Here is a 16778-nt window from a genome sequence, read left to right on the forward strand (position 1 = left end):
ATTACCCCTCCTCCGTGAGAGATTTTATTTCCTCGTACAAAAGCCTGAGTGTGGATTGATAATCCTCTTCTCCCTTTTCCACCCTGTCCATGATCTCTTCCAGTCTGCGAGTAGTCTCTTCTGTTACGAACCTTTCGTATCTTTCTTTGAGGAACGAATAGACCATCACTCCCAGCTTCGTTGGTCTGATCCTCCTGTATTTATCCTCGTACACGTATCCTCTTTTGAAGAGTACCTCTACTATTTTTGCATAAGTTGAAGGTCTGCCAATTCCCCTTTTCTTCATCTCTTCCACTATAGAAGCCTGAGTGAAGAGAGGTACCGTGTGTTTTTTGTAAATCTTTCTTTCAAGAATTCTGTAGCTTCTGTGTTCGAATCGTGGAGAAATTGTTAACGGCATGAAGAGATTCCAGCCGTCCTTCAGAATTTCCACCACGTATTCCTTCTTCAATTCCTTTCCTTCCACATCGAAAGAGACTGACTGCCTTTTCACCTTCATGGGTGAAGACTGACTGGCCAGAAAGCGGTTGAATATGATCGAGTAAACCCTCAGGTGCTTCTTTGTCAGGTCCGTTATCAGCCCCTCTTCCATCATTTCCTCGATTTCTTTATCGTCGATGGGTTTCACCGGTCTGATGGCCTCGTGTGCCCCCTCGGTTGACCAGCTCCTTCCTGTGAAGAGTTCTTCTTTGCCGATCTTTCTCAGATAGCTGCGTGCTACGTTCTGGCCTTCCAGTGAGACCCTGATCGAGTCGGTCCTGTGGTAGGTGATGAAGCCTTTCTCAAAGAGATCCTGGAGAATATCCATCGTCTCCTGAACACCCAGTCTGAGCCTCTGGGATATCTCCGAGAGCGCAGAAGAAGTCGTGTAAGGTGGAGGAGGGGTAATGTCTTCTTCTGTTTCTTCCACTTTCGACACGCTGATGGCATCGACGGCCACTTTCCCTTCAACTTCGAGTTGTACGCCGTTTTCCAGCGTGATGAGAGTGAAGTCCTTTTCGCTTTTTCTGTACTCTTCTTCTCGATCTACTATCCATCCCAGAACCGTTGACTGGACCCTGCCCGCCGAAAGGTTTAGTTTGCCGAATTGTTTTTGAAGTCTTCCACTCAACTCAAATCCGATCCATCTGTCCTGAACTCTTCTCACTACCTGCGCCTTCACCAGATTGAAATCGACAAAACGAACACTCTCTCTTGCCTTTTTGAAGCCGTATTTTGTGATTTCATGCATTTCAATTCTTCTCAGAGATCCGTTGGCGGGTATCAGATACTGCATCACGTCCCAGGATATTTTCTCTCCCTCGACATCGGGGTCTGTTGCCACCAGGATTTCATCAACCTCAAGCGATATCTCCCTCAGTGCTCTGAGGGTCTCAGTTTTGTCATCGAGGTTTTTTGAAGAACAGATGGGGCATTCTTCTCGATCTTCTGTGAACTGGTATCCACAATCTCTGCATCTTTTCAGAGAGTTGTAAACAGGAACGAAAATACCGTCTTTTTCCTCAACCCCATGAATTCCTCCTCTGGTGACAAGATCGTAAACGTGTCCTCTTGTTGCTGTGAACAGAATGATTCCTTCATCCGTTACGGCTTCATGGACCAGGATATTTTTTTCTCTTCGGGAAGAGGACTTTCCCAGAAACTTCGAAATCGTATCCGCTTTGGTTGGCGACTCCACGACTATCAGGAGAGAACGGGAAGTGTCGGAAAATTCCTTCTTTAAGCTCTTTCTGCTTTCTTCCACCTCACGAACGAGTTTTTCCCAATCCGCTTCCGATTCCTCAAGGATCTCTTCCTCTGCTACGAGGAGAAGACGGGTTTTCAAAGATTCGAAGATTTCCTCGTCTTCTTCAAAGATCACGGCCAGACCCTTTACGAGAACACCGTTCAGTATTCTCGATGATCTTCCAGAAGCCTGAATGTAGGTGTAAATATCGGGAATGATGAGTTCTTTCCCTCTCACGGCAGAGCCCCTGAAGATCTCTTTCACTCTTTCTACAAATTCTTCCTGAGAAAAATGTGATTTTGCGAGTTCTCTGAGTTTCTCCTCGTTCGCCTCTCTACCTTTTATCAGGCCTGATTCTCTGAGGAGCCTGGTGAGGACAAACTGCGGAGCTTTATCGGGTTCCAGAGAAAACCTCATGGAGGGAACTCCCCAAAAGACAACGTATTTTATCTTCTCTGGAAGGTCAACTCCCCTTGTCAGTTTCCCATAATACGCCTGTACACCCACCAGAACATTGATCTCACCGTTTTTGAATGCATCGAAATTTTCCTCGAACCTTTCCCAGGTCCCCTCGACCTTTATCCCCTGACCTTTCAGATAATCGACCAGATTTTTCCCCTCTTCTTCCGTCTGCGTGAAGATCAAAACACCGTCTTTGAACATTCTGAGCAGTTCCATCAAACGTTCTTTGGACTTTCTGGGAATTCTCACGTGCGTGATGTTGCGGGAGACAGAAACTAGCCTTCCAACGGTGAAGTTGAGAAGATCTCTGAACAACAAGGGCCTGATGCCGCGTGGCCTGGCCGTGGCGGAGGAAACCACCAGGATTCCTGTTTTCAAGTTGTCTGGTCTTTCATAGATCTTTCCCTGTTTGATGGCAAAGAGTGCCTTCTTTATGACATCTTCCGGGATTCCCACCATCATGAGGAGGGTGTCTATGTTACGGGAGGCCTTGAGGACTGCGTCCACATCGTCCACGAAAACGAAATCGAACTTCTTCCTGGAGAGCTCTTCTCTGTGCCTGGAGACGAACTGTGTGGAAACGACCAGTACGTGGTAGTCATCCTTTTCAAAACTTTCCTCGAATCTCTTTCTCTCTTCCTTTCCCATTGAGGAATAAAATCCCACAATTTTTACGTCTTCTGACATGCTCCTCAATCTTTCGAGGGTCTGCTTAACCAGTGTCACTGTGGGAAAGATGAGTGCAGATCTTTTTCCTTTCTTGGCAAGCCACAGGGAGGCAACCATCCCGAACGTCGTTTTCCCCACACCCGTTGGTGCTACCATCGTGAAACTTTTTCCCAGGATCGTTCTTTTTGCCCATAAACGTTGATACCCCGTTAGATTTTTTCCAAACATTTTCTTGAAAAAATTCCGAAAGTCCTCGTATTCATTCCAGAATCTGTGATAGAAACGATAATCCTTCAACGTTCTTCTCTCAAGAAGGGCTTCATAAATGTCAAAAGGGGATTCCTCGGGAAGACACACTTCACACGGAAGTCCCCTCTCGTTTCTCTCGTCGGTGTTCACCCCTCCGCAGTTTATGCAAGAATGGTGGTACTTCGAATTCACTGCCAACTCTCCAGATACCTCCTTTGTTTCTCCGTCAGGCTGTCTATTCTCACGTTCATGGATTTTAGTTTCATCATGGCCACCTTCTCATCCACTTCGGGCGGGAGAGTGTAAACTCTTGGTTTCATGTTGGCGTGATTTTCCAGAAGATACAGTATGGCAAAAGTCTGAAGGGCGAACGAAAGATCCATGATTTCGATGGGATGTCCGTCTCCACCCGCAAGGTTGACCAGTCGGCCTTCGGCAAGGAGAAAGACCGTTTTTCCATTCTTCAACACGTAACCCGTCACGTTCGGACGCGCTTCGAACTTCTCAACGGCAAGCCTTTCGAGTGTCTCTACAGGAATTTCCACGTTGAAATGGCCCGCGTTGGCCAGAACTGCCCCGTCTTTGAGTGACAGAATATCTTCCTCGGTGAGTACATCAGTGTTTCCCGTGGCCGTCACAACAAAATCGGCCAGTTCTACAGCCTCTTTCATCGGCATCACTTCGAAGCCATCCATGATCGCTTCCACCGCTCTGATGGGATCCACTTCCGTTACAATCACCTTTGCACCAAGGCCGGAGGCTCTCAGGGCGATTCCCCTTCCGCACCAGCCGTAACCGGCCACTACCACCCTTTTTCCGGCGATCAGAAGATTCGTGTTTCTCATGATGGCATCCCACGTGGATTGTCCCGTTCCATACCTGTTGTCGAAGAGAAACTTCATCTTCGAATCGTTCACAGCCACAACCGGTACTTTCAATTTCCCGGATTTTTCAAGAGCCTTCAAGCGTTTCACGCCGGTTGTGGTTTCTTCAGAGACTCCTTTCAGGTTCTCAAGGACATCGGTCCTTTCGGTGTGTGCTATGACCGTGAGATCTCCGCCATCATCTATTATGAAATCGGGGCTTTCATCGAGCACTTTCATGAGATTCCTCCGGTAGACATCTTCATCGTGAGTTCTCTTCGCATAGACGGTGATTCCCTTTTTCCTGAGAGCCTCTGCCACGTCGTCCTGTGTGGAAAGAGGGTTGCTTCCCGTGACAACAACGTTTGCTCCAAGTTTTGCGAGTGTGAGTGCAAGATAGGCCGTTTTCGCTTCTAGATGTATGCTCATACCAACAGTCACACCCTCGAGAGGCCTTTTCTCAGAAAATTCCCGTGATATCTCGTTCAGCAAAGGCATGTACCTGGAAACCCAGTTTATCTTCATCTCACCCGTCTTCATCGTATCGTCCCTCCAGTATCTTCTCAAAGAATCTCAATATCTTCGTTCCAAAGAATTCTTTCTGACTGATCGGTTCCACTTTTATCACGTGGAAACCAAGAATCTTTCCCATCAGAACGTCAGTGAAAAGCTGGTCTCCTATCATCACACAGCGTCTGGGATCTATCTTTTCTTTCTTTAAAAATCTCCACACTTTGAAACTCAAAGGTTTTCCCGCTCTCCAGATGAACGTCGCTGGAAGTTCGACTTTCCTCGGCTTGCCGTTGGAGACGATCACCACCCGTGCTTTGCTCGACAGTTTTTCCAGGATCTTTCTTTTCTCCTTTGGAAGTTCACTCTCTTTCCAAGGAGCAAGGGTGTTGTCGAAGTCGAACAGAAAATATCTGTACCCCCTTCGAATCAGTTCATCGAAGTTGATGTCTTCCACCTTCTTCACACGCGTCAGTCTCTTCATGCTTCTCCAGGATTCTCCCTCACATCGATGATCTCAAGATCGACCATTTCTTTACATCCTTCCAGAAGTTCTATCGCTTCTTTTGGAAAGGGGGTGATGATTCTCAAAATACCGTCTTCGTATTTCCTGATGTTGAACATGTGCTCTTCAACTTCCAGAAGATAATTCAGAAGGTGAACATCCTCTTTGGATACTCTCACGTATATGTCGTACTCCATTCATCCGTTCCTCCTTATGATCTCGAAGGTGAGAACCCTCAAAGCTGCCGTTATATCTATGTTCTCAACGGGAACGGAGACTTTGATCTTGACCGGCGCAAAGTTCAGAATACCCAGAATTCCACACTTTTCCAGTCTTTCCGCCACACTCTGAGCGTGATCAGCAGGGACTGCGATGACACCTATTTCTGCTCCTTCCTCTCCGACAAACCTTTCCAGGTCGTCCACGTCCTTCACGATCAAACCAGGTGCCACTTCTTTTCCGATCTTCGAGGGGTCGTTATCGAATATCCCGACAATCCTGAAACCCTTTTCACGCATAACGGCGTAGTTGGCTATTGCCCGTCCGATGTTTCCGGCCCCCACAACAACGAGCCTCCATTCTTTCTTGACTCCGAGTATTTCTCCTATTGCGTTGTAGAGATGTTCCACGTTGTATCCAACGCCACGTTTTCCGAACTCTCCAAAATAAGAAAGGTCTTTCCTGATCTGGCTTGCCTTGAGATCAAGCCTTTTTGCGAGCTCTTCCGAGGAGACCACCTCGACCCCCTCATCGATCAACCTTTCAAGACACATGTAATAGCTGACCAGTCTTTTCGATACGGGCTTTGGAATCTTCTCTGCCATCCTATCACCTCATATCACGATATTCACTATTCTTCCCTTCACGTAGATGAACTTCTTCACGGTCTTTCCATCGACGTATTCTTTGACTCTTTCTCTCTCCATCACCATCTTCTTCAGTTCTTCCTCTGAGATGTCCACCGGAACAAGGATCTTGTCTCTCACTTTTCCGTTTATTTGAATGGCGATCTCCATTTCTTCGACCTCAAGGGCTTCTGGATCGTAGGATGGCCACGATTGCTGAACAACGAGACTCTCCTGTCCCAGCTCGTGCCAGAACTCTTCCGCCAGATGCGGTGCGAACGGTGATAGAACCAGTGTGAGATTCTCCGCGATCTCCCTCAGAAGTTTTTTGTTCCACCGATCTTCTGGTACACCGTTCAGGTACTGATTCAGGTGGTTGACCAGTTCCATGAGACCACTGATGGCCGTGTTGAACTTGAATCCGCCTTCGATATCTTCTGTCACCTTTTTGATGATGCTGTGCAGTTTTCTTCTGAGTTCCTTTTCGACGGGGGTTGTCAACGAAAGCCCTTCAGCAGTTTCTTCCTTCACGTGCGGCAAAATTGTGTAGAATGTGTTCCAGAGTCTTCTGATGAATCTGTGCACTCCTTCGATACCCGCATCGCTCCACTCGGCATCTTTTTCCGGAGGTGCCATGAAGAGTATGTACATCCTCAGGGTGTCTGCTCCGTACTTTTCTATCATGTCGTCGGGGGATACCACGTTCCCTTTCGACTTCGACATCTTGGCACCATCTTTGTATATCATTCCCTGAGTGAAGAGATTGGTGAAAGGTTCGTCGAAATTCAGATATCCAAGGTCGTGAAGTACTTTGGTTATGAACCTCGAGTACAGCAGATGCAAGATGGCGTGCTCCACTCCACCTATGTACTGGTCCACGGGGAGCCAGTAGTTCACATCGTCCGGTTCGAAGGGTTTGTCATCCAGATGTGGATTCACATACCTGAGGAAGTACCAGGAGGAATCAACGAACGTGTCCATGGTATCAGTTTCTCTCTGGGCTTCTCCGCCGCAAATCGGACAATTTGTCCTCTTGAAGCCCTCGTGGAAAGAGAGGGGAGACTGCCCGGTCGGGAGAAACTCCACATCCTTTGGGAGTCTGACCGGAAGATCTTCTTCCGGAACCGGAACGGTTCCGCACTTTTCGCAGTAGATGATGGGAATGGGAGCCCCCCAGTATCTCTGACGGGATATGAGCCAGTCTCTGAGTTTGTACTGAACCGACCGCTTACCGATTCCTTTCTCCTCGAGCCAGTTTATAACCTTTTCAATGCCTTCTTTACTTGGAGTTCCTGTGAAAGGTCCAGAATTCACCATGATTCCTTCGCCTTCGTATGCCTCTTCCATTTTATCCGGATCGAGCTCTCCATCCACAGGTTTTATAACCACCCTTATGGGTATTCCATACTTTCTGGCGAAAGCAAAATCCCTCTGATCGTGAGCCGGCACCCCCATGATGGCACCCGTTCCGTACTCCATGAGTATGTAGTTTGCAACGTAGATGGGTACTCTCTCTCCGTTCACCGGATTCACCACATACCTTCCCAGAAAGAACCCTTCTTTTTCCGCTTCCACAGACGTTCTCTTGAATCTGTCCTGCTGTTTTACACGTTCTAGAAACGCCTGAAGTTCCTCTCTTCTGTCATCGGGCACCAGTTCTTCTACGAGTGGAGATTCCGGTGCCAACGCCATGAAGGTGACACCCCAGAGCGTGTCAGGTCTTGTTGTGAAGACTCTTATTCTCGTGTCCGATCCCTCAACGGGGAACTCTATCTCTGCACCCGTGCTCTTTCCTATCCAGTTTCTCTGCATCGTCTTGACGTGTTCGGGCCAACCAGTAAGCTTTTCCAGATCGTTCAGCAGTCTTTCCGCATAATCGGTTATTTTGAAGAACCACTGTTCAAGGTGCTTTATGGTCACACCCGTTCCACATCTTTCACATTTTCCATCCTTCACCTGTTCGTTGGCAAGGACGGTCTTGCACTTTGGACACCAGTTGACGGCCGCCTTTTTCTTGTAGGCAAGACCGTTCTTGTAGAGTTGAAGAAATATCCACTGAGTCCATTTGTAGTACTCCTCGTCACAGGTTGCAATTTCTCTGTTCCAGTCGTAACTTATACCCAGTTTCTTCACCTGTTTTCTGATGGTGGAGATGTTCTTCCTGGTCCACTCCTCGGGGTGTATTCCCTTCTCGATCGCCGCGTTCTCCGCAGGCAATCCGAAGGCATCGTAGCCGAACGGATGGAGAACGTTGTATCCTCTCATCCTCTTGTACCTAGCAACGATGTCTCCTATGACGTAGTTCTTCACATGGCCTACATGGAGTGTTCCCGAAGGATAGGGAAACATTACAAGAGCGTAGTATTTTGGTTTTTCGGAACGTTGCGGAGTGTGAAACACTCCTTCTTCTTCCCAGACTCTCTGCCATTTTTCTTCTATTTCCTGGGGCTTATACTCCTTCATAGACGCACCTCCTGATTTTTCTCTACTCTCTACATAATAATATCAAATTCCTCAGTGCTTCGTGATAGAATCTTTCAGGAAAAAGGAGATGAGAGTATGCGAGTGGTTCTGATCGTTCTGGACAGTGTCGGAATCGGTGCGATGCCAGACGCCCATCTGTACGGTGATGAAGGAAGCAACACACTCGTGAACACGGCAAGGGCAGTGGGAGGACTCCATTTGCCGAACATGGAAAGGCTTGGACTTGGCAATCTGGACAACATACCGGGGGTTAAACCAGTGAAACCGTCTGAGGGTGTTTACGGAAAGATGATGGAGAAGAGCCCTGGCAAAGATACAACCACAGGCCACTGGGAAATAGCCGGTGTCATCCTGAAAAAACCGTTTGACCTCTTTCCGGAAGGATTTCCAGAGGAACTGATAGAAGAGTTCGAAAGAAGAACAGGAAGAAGGGTGATAGGAAACAGACCCGCATCGGGAACGGAAATAATAAAAGAACTGGGACCGATACACGAAAAAACAGGAGCATTGATCGTTTACACCTCCGCCGACAGTGTGTTTCAAATAGCCGCAAAAAAAGAAATCGTACCTCTGGAAGAACTCTACAGATACTGCCAAATAGCGAGAGAACTCCTGGACGAGAAGGGGTACAAGGTGGCCAGGGTCATCGCAAGACCGTTCACCGGAGAGTGGCCCAACTACATCAGAACACCAGAGAGAAAGGATTTTTCACTGGAACCGGAGGGCAGAACCCTTCTTGACATCCTTACAGAGAACGGCATACCCGTCTACGGTGTGGGTAAGATAGCCGATATATTCGCTGGAAGAGGTGTTACGGAAAATTACAAAACAAAGGACAACAGCGATGGAATAGACAAAACGATCCTTCTCATGAAAGAAAAAAGACACAGGTGCCTGGTGTTCACGAACCTGGTGGACTTCGACACCAAATACGGTCACAGAAACAACTATGTCGCCTACGCGAGAGCCCTCGAAGAGTTTGATGAAAGACTTCCTGAGATCTTCCAGGTTATGGAAGAAGATGATGTGCTGTTCATAACAGCGGACCACGGATGCGATCCGACGACACCTTCAACGGACCACTCCAGGGAGATGGTTCCCCTCCTTGGGTACGGCAGGAAATTGAAGAACGATGTGTACATTGGAGTCAGAAAAACCTTCGCGGATCTTGGACAGACGATCGCCGACATGTTCGGTGTACCTCTCCTGGAAAATGGAACGTCCTTCAAAAATCTGATATGGGGTGAGAGTCGATAAATGGGATACCTGGACGTTTTGAGATATCTCTACCACAAGCGCCCCATGGGTAAGATAAAACCGGGTCTTGAGAGGATCTCTCTGCTTCTTTCACTTCTCGGAAATCCCCACACGAAGTACCAGGTCATTCATGTTGGAGGAACAAACGGCAAAGGTTCCGTCACAAACATGATCAGTAACGTTCTCATATCACAGGGATACAGGGTGGGTTCGTATTACTCACCACATCTCAGCACCTTCAGAGAGAGGATCAGGTTGAACGAAGAGTTCATCTCCGAGAATGATGTGGAAACGATCTACCAGCAAATGGAACCCGTTTTGAAACGTCTGGATGAGGACGAAGTGTTTTCTCCCAGTTTTTTCGAGACGGTCACGGCGATGGCCTTTCTCTACTTTGCAGAAAAAAATGTTGATGTGGCCGTTGTGGAGGTGGGGCTTGGAGGACGTCTGGATGCCACAAACGTCGTATCCCCACTCTGCTCGGTCATCGTTACAGTGGATAGAGATCACGAGAAGGTGCTGGGAAACACCATCGAACAGATCGCCTGGGAAAAATCCGGGATAATAAAAAACGGAACCCCCGTTGTCACCGGAGAAGAGAAGATAGAGGCACTGAAAGTGATAGAAGAGGTGGCAAGAAAGAAGGAATCAAAAGTATTCGCTTTCAACAGAGATTTCACCGTGGAGGTTGAATCGTTGAAACTCTTCGAAAACAGATTCAACTACTTGGGAGAAAAAGTGTTAAAAGATCTTGCTTTGACGATGAACGGACCTCATCAACTGGCGAACGCAGGAGTTGCTTTGAAGGCGCTGGAGGCGATCGATCTTTCGGTGAGCGAGTCGGCAATCCGGGAAGGTTTGAAGAAGGCAAAAAACCTTGGAAGATTCGAAGTGATTGAAAAAGACGGAAAAAGATTCGTTCTGGATGGAGCGCACAATCCCCACGCTGCGAGGTCTCTTGTGAAATCGCTGAAACTGTATTTCAAAGAGCCCCTGAATCTGATAATCGGAGTGCTGGACGACAAAGATCGAGCCGGCATCTTGAAAGAATTCAGGAACGTTTTCGACAGAATCATCCTCACACAGGTTCCTTCACCCAGAATGAAGGATCTCGATGGGTTTGTCGCGATTGCAAAGGAAATACTGGGAAACGTCGAAATCATCGAGGATCCCCTCGAAGCGCTGAAGATCGCCGACGAAAAATCAGTAACCGTCGTCAGCGGCTCGCTCTTTCTTGTGGGTTACGTCAGAGAGTACCTCGAGACAGGAAAGATCGGTGAGGAGTGGTACCTGTGATAGCCGGGATCTACGGAAAAGTGGTGGAAAAGAACGGAAACACCGTTTTTATTTCAACAAACTCCGGCATAGTTTTCGAAATTGCGTGCGATACACAGACATGTGAGGAACTCGAGGAAAACAGGGAATGTTATCTGTACACGTTCCTGAGCGTCTCTCAGGATGGTGTTGCCCTCTATGGATTTTCGGATAAGAAAAAGAAGGAACTTTTTCTTTCTCTGATGAAAGTCTCAAGGCTTGGCCCGAAGACGGCCCTGAAGATACTTTCGAGTGAAGACGCGGACACCCTGATATCGATGATCAACTCCCAAGATGTTGAGGGGCTTTCAAAGATTCCAGGAATAAGCAGAAAAACCGCCGAGCGAATCGTCATGGAATTGAAGGAAAAATTCGAAAGCACAGTACTAAAAGACATGAAGACCTACCATGAATCCCTGGAGGCCCTGGTTTCCCTTGGCTATCCAGAAAAACAGGCAAGAAAGGCCATAAAGGAAGTGCTCAAGGACGGTATGTCCACGTCTGAAGTTATCAAAGAAGCATTAAGGATTCTGAGCCGCAGATAATTTTCTTTCCAGTTTCAAAAGCAAAAACCCAAGAACGAGCGATGCAGAAAGAGCCAGAATGGACGGAAAAAGGTCTTCCAGAACGATCTCTTTCGGGAACACGCGGTAGAGAGACGCCAGTATCATCCCCCCTATGACACCGTAGGTCTCTTCTCTGAATCTTCTCAGGAGAAATCCCATGACCTTTATAGAAACAAAAATCCCGAGGACAACACCCGAACCAAAAACGAGCAATTTATCGATGAGAAGATGGGAAACCATCGAGAGAATGGAATCGTACACACCGAACATCAGAAGAATCAGAGAACCACTGATACCAGGCACTACCATCGCTGCTGCAGCCACAAAACCTGCCACAAGAAGAACGAAAAGTCCTTCTTCGCTCTCAGTACCACCTGAAAAAGAAAGCAGAAGGACACACAAAATACCAAGAATGAAAAAAATCAGATTCTTCAAAGAAAGAGAAAAAAACTCCTTTGCCTTCAAAAAACTGACGATCACAAGACCAACGAAGAAGAAGTGAGTCGGAACAGGATATCTGATCAGAGAGATCTCAAGGAGTCTGGCAAATCCGAACACTCCAACAAGCAGCCCAAATCCAGCGGGAAGGAGAATCTTCAAAGATTTGAAATCTCTTGAAAACAGTGAATTTATCGCCTCTATCAGCCTGTCGTATATACCCATCAAAACCGCAATGGTTCCCCCACTGACTCCCGGTATGATGTTCGCTACTCCCATGAGGACACCAGAAAGGAAGTACCACACCTTTATTCCTCCCTTAGTTTCTTTTTCAAGGCCAGAACGAGTTTTCTAGTATCTTCTTCGGTGTACTCTTCCTTGGCTTCAAGTTCTTTGAGAGTTTCCTCTACATCCAGATTTGCTTCTTCAGCTGTCAGGTCATCAGGTACTTCCTCGGAGCTTTCGTAGATTTCTCTTGCTTTTTTCAAAGCCTCTTCCACATCAAGGCTTTCCTCTCCAATATTTTCCTCCTGAATTCTTCCAAGAAGTTCTTCAAGAACATCGAGCCTCTCATCTGCTTCTTTTTTCTCTTCCAGAGCGGGAATTTCCTCTGGAATGACTTCAGATTCTTCGAGTGTCTCCTCTGTTTCTTTTGCAGTTTCTGGTGTTCTTGTGATGCGCTTGATAAGCAACCTCTGCAGGAAAAAGACGACCAGGAATGTTCCACCTGAAACAACTATTGAAAGCCAAGTGGGAAAACCCTTCGATGTTTCGGCGGTTTCCGACTTTCCGGACGGTGCTTTCGACCTAACGTACTTTTCCCACTCTTCCTGTGGAACGTTGAGTCTGTTCAATATCTCTATGGCTATCACGTTGTCTGGAAAGTTCGATAGATAGGTCCTTGCCTTCTCGTAGTCACCTATCGCGTAAGCGCATATTCCCATTTTCAACTTCACAAGAGGATCTCTTTCCTCGATCGTCGGATCTTTCTGAAGGGATTCTTCGAACAACCCCAACGCCCTTCTGTAATTTCCTTCGAGGTAGGCGTTCAGGGCGTTTGTGTAAAGATCGTTCGAGAAAATCGTCAAAGAAAACAGGAGAAAAAAAAGGAGCATCAACCTTCTACACGCCATTCTTCCAGAGATACTCCCACCTTCTCCTCAAACACAATGAAAATTCCTTCCTCACCCGCAAATGCGTCAACGATCTTTCTTGTGAAACTCTGCCTGACTCCTTCTGTTATGTTTATCACCTCATTTTCACCGATGACGAATATCTTTTCCTGAAAACGCAGAATCTTTCTTGGAACAGAGAGCATCAGTTGTCTGATCTTCATGTTTTCCCCTGAAATATAAACAACAGAACCATCGCTCAAAAGTATGTAAAGGACGCCATCCACAAAAGTTCCATCAACTATGTCTGCACCAGCTCCAAATAAAGAACTCAGTACCCTTTCTTCTTCAGCGAAACCTTCATCGAGAACGATGATCTCCTTGTTACTCAAAAGTAGATACTTTCCATTCTCTTCTTTTATGGAGACTCCGTTTCCAGGTGAAGTGGCAAGAAGTTTCTCTCTTCCATCTTTGAAGAGATAGTACCTCACACCGCCTGGAACCATCTGTGCGTAAAGAATGGCATCTTTTGTCATCAAAGCATCTTCTACATCAACGTTCACAGGAAAGGGTGCGTACCTACTTATTCCCACTCTGTCTATCAGGTATATATCGCCTTCACTCAAAAAAGAGATGTAACCGTCCACCTTCTTGAAAAATTTCACGCTTCCTCTGAACATCTCTCTGTCCCACATCAGAACACCCAAGCCGATGGCGACATACACATCCTTCCCAAGAGCCGATCCTGCTGTGTAGGAAGATAGTGTCAGCGATCGAACCCGCCCCAGGAAACTCTTCGATTGAAACTTTTGAGGGAACACTTCCTTTTCAACGGCTACTTTTTCCTCCTGAGGCTGGGTACTAAGGTTCTCTGAAGAGATCTCTGGATTTTGCACCGGCAGGTACTCTCTGTAACTGTCATCTTTGAATCCGGAGAAAGCGGGAGTTTCGTAGCTCAGAAGTTCCTTTACCCGCGCCAGGTTTTCTCTCTGCGAGTAAAGATCGTAGAAGTCTCCTTTTAACTGCAAGGTTTTGCCTATTCTACACGATTGGATGGAAACAAATCCATCGCCGTTTTCTTTCACAAACTCTGGATAGAACTTTTCTAGTTCAGTTCTCGAAACATCGACACCGTAGGGGGGAGTGTCCCCACAGATGGAAAATATTTCTACATCCTTCCTGTTGAAATTTTCCAGCTGTTTTATCAGCGAAGAGTCAGGCAGGATTTCTAGTGCCACCTCTCCTAGAGTATCTATGAGGTTTCTGATGTGAAGCGTCATCATCTTCAACTTCGTCCATTCCACTCCAAAGATACCACTGAGCACCTCCGGATCTTTCTCGAAAAACATCGAGGAAAAGTACAGTGGGTTGACCACGTTGGTTCCACGGACAGGAGTAGAAAAAAGAACGACTCTTCTGACGTTCTTCACCTCAGGATGGCGCTGAAGCATCCTCAAAACAATCAAACCACCTGTTCCATGGGCAAGAATGTCGAAATCGTACCTCGAAAGTTCGAGCAGTTCTTTCGAGAGAAAGTCTGCTTCAAAGTCGATGAAGCTTCTTCGCCCTTCCTTCTTCACAAATTCCCTGTACGCTTCACTGTAGGAAAGTGATCTCGAATCGTAAAGGGCGTACTCATAGATCATCAGCGTTCGATCGGAAAACACGGCCTCCCATATGTTACCATCACCAACGGAACCTTTGAAGGTAGGATCTTCCCCCGGCACTATCAGGACAGCCGGAGCGGGACTGGTTACCATCTCTCTCAGAAGGGTCACACCGTGCTTCTGAAAACCAGCAGTTTTCATCACCAGGCCGAAAACAGAAAGATGATAGGTGTAAGCCTCAACAAAGTATCCTCTTTCGTCTTTTCCTATCATTGAACCTGGAATGATCCGGTATCCTCCATCGTCTGTTGCGTAGGCTAGGGCGAGATTGTTGTAGTTCTCACCCCTGAAGTACTGGGAGTCAAAATAATATTTGAGATGAATAGGCTTTAAAGCGAATTCGTTCACTCCGTCGGCAAATTCTACCTTGTAGAGGTCACCTATGAACGCATCGGAATACTTTTTTCTCTCATCACCGGATATTCTGGTTATTTTCAGAACTTTTTGCTTTCCAAAAGCCCCGCTCGGTACTTCCACTTTGAGGTTGATGAAACCCGATTCTACTCCCTCTTTCCCAACCCTGAGGGAAGCCTCTTTCTGAAAAAGAAAGAACAGTATCAAAACTGCTCCCAGAACGACAAAGAACGATATAAGAACGATTTTCCTTCTCAACAGAATCTCCAGGACCTTTTTCAGCAAGTTCATCTTTCCTCCACCATTTTCTTCAAATTCTCCAGGAAATCGAAGGTTCTATAAAGTCCTTTTGATTTCAGAGCCTCCAGTACCTCCTCGTAGTATTTATCGGCAAGTTGCTTTGCCTTCTGAACCCCCATCTTTTTGACCAGCGTGACCTTTTTAACATCCTTCCCTACATCTTTTCCTAACTTCTCGAGTGAGCCAAGGACATCCTTCAAATCGTCGTATATCTGAAAAGCAACTCCAAACCTCTCACCGAGTTTCTTTACAAAGGTGTGGTTGAGGCCTTTTAGGAGAAAAGGAGCGGAAAAACAAAAGGCAAACAGTGCGCCCGTTTTGAAAGCGTACATCTTTTCTACCATTTCTGTTGAGATCTCTTTTTCTTGCCTTTCGAATTCAACGTCCATGGCCTCGCCCAGAAGAAGTTTGTACGCTGTTTCTGAGAATTCTTCAAAGAGTTTCGGTTCTCTGGCCTTCGCTACCTGTGAAAAGGCCAGAAAGAACAGGCCATCGCCCGCAAGGAGTGCGATCCCTTCACCATAGGCCCTGTGGCAGGAAGGCTTCCCCCGGCGAAAATCCGCGTTGTCTATGGGGGGCAGATCGTCGTGAATGAGAGAAGCCGTATGGAATAGCTCCACAGCGACTGCGACATCGATGAGACGCTCCTCTTCCAGCCCGATATCCTCACCCACGGTGAGCACGAGGAGAGGACGAATCCTCTTACCACCCGCTGTGACCGAGTACTGCATCGCGTTCTCGGTGAGAAGGTTGAAGTGTGGCTTTACCAGTTCTTCTATTCTTTTTTCAATCGTTTCCTTCTTCATCTTCTTCCCTCTTCTTCTCTATCATCTGCTTGAACACATCTATGTTGAGATTTTCGATGAACTTTTTGAATTCCTCCTCTTCGTTTTTGTCTTCTCCTATCTCCAGTTCGATAGCGTGCTTTTCTACGAGGTTTTCGGATACAAAGATGGTTGCACCGGTTTTGACGGCCAGTATTATTGCGTCGGATGGTCTGGAGTCGATCTCTATGAGGGCAGCCTCCTCGTCCTCTTCGTCGGTGTAGGTGAGATCTCGAAGTATCAAGGAGGCATAAAACGTGTTGTCCTTCAAAGAGTGTATTATGACTTTTTCCACTCGAGCTTCAAGAGACTCAAGTATGCTCAGGAGTAAATCGTGCGTCAGAGGACGGGGAAAGTCCACCTTTTCCAGAGCCAGTGCAAGGGCATGACCTTCACACGCTCCTATCCAGATGGGAAGTACCTTGCTGGTGTCTTCTATCCCCAGTATTACAACGGGTGTGTTGCTCACCCTGTCTAGAACAAGAGCCTTCACCCAGGCCTTCTTCAATACGTTTCCCTCCCTCCAGATTTTTCCGCTCCAGAGATATTCTACAACCAAATTTCAGATGGTGGCAAAATTTTTGAATTAAAATGGACGTTGATCAAACTGAAAAAGGAGGGGTTATGGTGGGT

The 16778-nt window shown here is 47.0% G+C and carries 14 protein-coding genes; 3 read left to right on the forward strand and 11 right to left on the reverse strand.

Translation table 11 applies throughout. The features are described 5' to 3' along the window. Position 1: 1 nt before the first annotated feature. The 6 genes from rgy to leuS are packed head-to-tail and all read right to left on the reverse strand — an operon-like array spanning position 2 to position 8292. Positions 2–3298, reverse strand: a complete 3297-nt coding sequence (gene rgy, locus AS006_RS01390; RefSeq protein WP_233185594.1) for a reverse gyrase — start codon at positions 3296–3298, stop codon at positions 2–4. Next, entirely contained in the window at positions 3295–4509 is a 1215-nt protein-coding gene (locus AS006_RS01395; RefSeq protein WP_101512580.1) for an adenosylhomocysteinase, read from the reverse strand. Before AS006_RS01395 ends, rgy begins: the two co-directional genes overlap by 4 nt. Further along, positions 4496–4963, reverse strand: coding sequence for a YqeG family HAD IIIA-type phosphatase (locus tag AS006_RS01400; protein ID WP_101512581.1), 468 nt, complete (start codon positions 4961–4963; stop codon positions 4496–4498). Before AS006_RS01400 ends, AS006_RS01395 begins: the two co-directional genes overlap by 14 nt. Beyond that, positions 4960–5181 carry a DUF4911 domain-containing protein gene (locus AS006_RS01405; protein WP_015919012.1) on the reverse strand — a complete coding sequence of 74 codons (222 nt, stop codon included), beginning with the start codon at positions 5179–5181 and terminating at the stop codon, positions 4960–4962. The genes AS006_RS01400 and AS006_RS01405 overlap by 4 nt, the downstream gene beginning before the upstream one ends. Beyond that, on the reverse strand, positions 5182–5808 hold the full coding sequence (locus AS006_RS01410; RefSeq protein ID WP_101512582.1) for a redox-sensing transcriptional repressor Rex: 627 nt from the start codon (positions 5806–5808) through the stop codon (positions 5182–5184). Positions 5809–5817: 9 nt separating this feature from the next. After that, positions 5818–8292: a leucine--tRNA ligase gene (gene leuS / locus AS006_RS01415; protein WP_101512583.1), complete on the reverse strand. Its 2475-nt coding sequence runs from the start codon at positions 8290–8292 to the stop codon at positions 5818–5820. Positions 8293–8388: 96 nt separating this feature from the next. Between leuS and AS006_RS01420 the strand changes: the two genes are divergently transcribed. Genes AS006_RS01420 through ruvA form a run of 3 tightly spaced genes read left to right on the forward strand, consistent with a single transcriptional unit; the run spans position 8389 to position 11429 of the window. Further along, on the forward strand, positions 8389–9570 hold the full coding sequence (locus AS006_RS01420; protein ID WP_101512584.1) for a phosphopentomutase: 1182 nt from the start codon (positions 8389–8391) through the stop codon (positions 9568–9570). After that, the gene (locus AS006_RS01425; protein ID WP_101512585.1) at positions 9571–10866 is read left to right on the forward strand and encodes a folylpolyglutamate synthase/dihydrofolate synthase family protein; all 1296 of its coding nucleotides are present in this window, start codon (positions 9571–9573) and stop codon (positions 10864–10866) included. Then, entirely contained in the window at positions 10863–11429 is a 567-nt protein-coding gene (ruvA, locus tag AS006_RS01430) for a Holliday junction branch migration protein RuvA (protein WP_199167261.1), read from the forward strand. Before AS006_RS01425 ends, ruvA begins: the two co-directional genes overlap by 4 nt. Here ruvA and AS006_RS01435 read toward each other — a convergent pair. The 5 genes from AS006_RS01435 to AS006_RS01455 are packed head-to-tail and all read right to left on the reverse strand — an operon-like array spanning position 11406 to position 16653. Then, positions 11406–12194, reverse strand: a complete 789-nt coding sequence (locus AS006_RS01435; RefSeq protein WP_101512587.1) for a DUF368 domain-containing protein — start codon at positions 12192–12194, stop codon at positions 11406–11408. The genes ruvA and AS006_RS01435 overlap by 24 nt on opposite strands. Positions 12195–12196: 2 nt before the next feature. Continuing rightward, positions 12197–13003 carry a tol-pal system YbgF family protein gene (locus AS006_RS01440; RefSeq protein ID WP_233185584.1) on the reverse strand — a complete coding sequence of 269 codons (807 nt, stop codon included), beginning with the start codon at positions 13001–13003 and terminating at the stop codon, positions 12197–12199. Then, entirely contained in the window at positions 13003–15312 is a 2310-nt protein-coding gene (locus tag AS006_RS01445) for a hypothetical protein (protein WP_101512589.1), read from the reverse strand. The genes AS006_RS01440 and AS006_RS01445 overlap by 1 nt, the downstream gene beginning before the upstream one ends. Continuing rightward, entirely contained in the window at positions 15309–16127 is an 819-nt protein-coding gene (locus tag AS006_RS01450; RefSeq protein WP_101512590.1) for a polyprenyl synthetase family protein, read from the reverse strand. Before AS006_RS01450 ends, AS006_RS01445 begins: the two co-directional genes overlap by 4 nt. Further along, the gene (locus AS006_RS01455) at positions 16108–16653 is read right to left on the reverse strand and encodes a bifunctional nuclease family protein (protein WP_101512591.1); all 546 of its coding nucleotides are present in this window, start codon (positions 16651–16653) and stop codon (positions 16108–16110) included. The genes AS006_RS01450 and AS006_RS01455 overlap by 20 nt, the downstream gene beginning before the upstream one ends. Between the last annotated feature and the right edge of the window lie 125 nt (positions 16654–16778).

Origin of the sequence: Thermotoga sp. SG1 (assembly GCF_002865985.1) — a bacterium.
GTDB lineage: Bacteria > Thermotogota > Thermotogae > Thermotogales > Thermotogaceae > Thermotoga.

What these genes read in the sequence shown, in the direction of transcription:
- AS006_RS01395 (WP_101512580.1), bottom strand. Translation starts at nt 4,509, where the DNA reads ATGAAGACGGGTGAGATGAAGATAAACTGGGTTTCCAGGTACATGCCT.
- AS006_RS01400 (WP_101512581.1), bottom strand. Translation starts at nt 4,963, where the DNA reads ATGAAGAGACTGACGCGTGTGAAGAAGGTGGAAGACATCAACTTCGAT.
- AS006_RS01405 (WP_015919012.1), bottom strand. Translation starts at nt 5,181, where the DNA reads ATGGAGTACGACATATACGTGAGAGTATCCAAAGAGGATGTTCACCTT.
- AS006_RS01410 (WP_101512582.1), bottom strand. Translation starts at nt 5,808, where the DNA reads ATGGCAGAGAAGATTCCAAAGCCCGTATCGAAAAGACTGGTCAGCTAT.
- leuS (WP_101512583.1), bottom strand. Translation starts at nt 8,292, where the DNA reads ATGAAGGAGTATAAGCCCCAGGAAATAGAAGAAAAATGGCAGAGAGTC.
- AS006_RS01420 (WP_101512584.1), top strand. Translation starts at nt 8,389, where the DNA reads ATGCGAGTGGTTCTGATCGTTCTGGACAGTGTCGGAATCGGTGCGATG.
- AS006_RS01425 (WP_101512585.1), top strand. Translation starts at nt 9,571, where the DNA reads ATGGGATACCTGGACGTTTTGAGATATCTCTACCACAAGCGCCCCATG.
- AS006_RS01440 (WP_233185584.1), bottom strand. Translation starts at nt 13,003, where the DNA reads ATGCTCCTTTTTTTTCTCCTGTTTTCTTTGACGATTTTCTCGAACGAT.
- AS006_RS01445 (WP_101512589.1), bottom strand. Translation starts at nt 15,312, where the DNA reads ATGAACTTGCTGAAAAAGGTCCTGGAGATTCTGTTGAGAAGGAAAATC.
- AS006_RS01450 (WP_101512590.1), bottom strand. Translation starts at nt 16,127, where the DNA reads ATGAAGAAGGAAACGATTGAAAAAAGAATAGAAGAACTGGTAAAGCCA.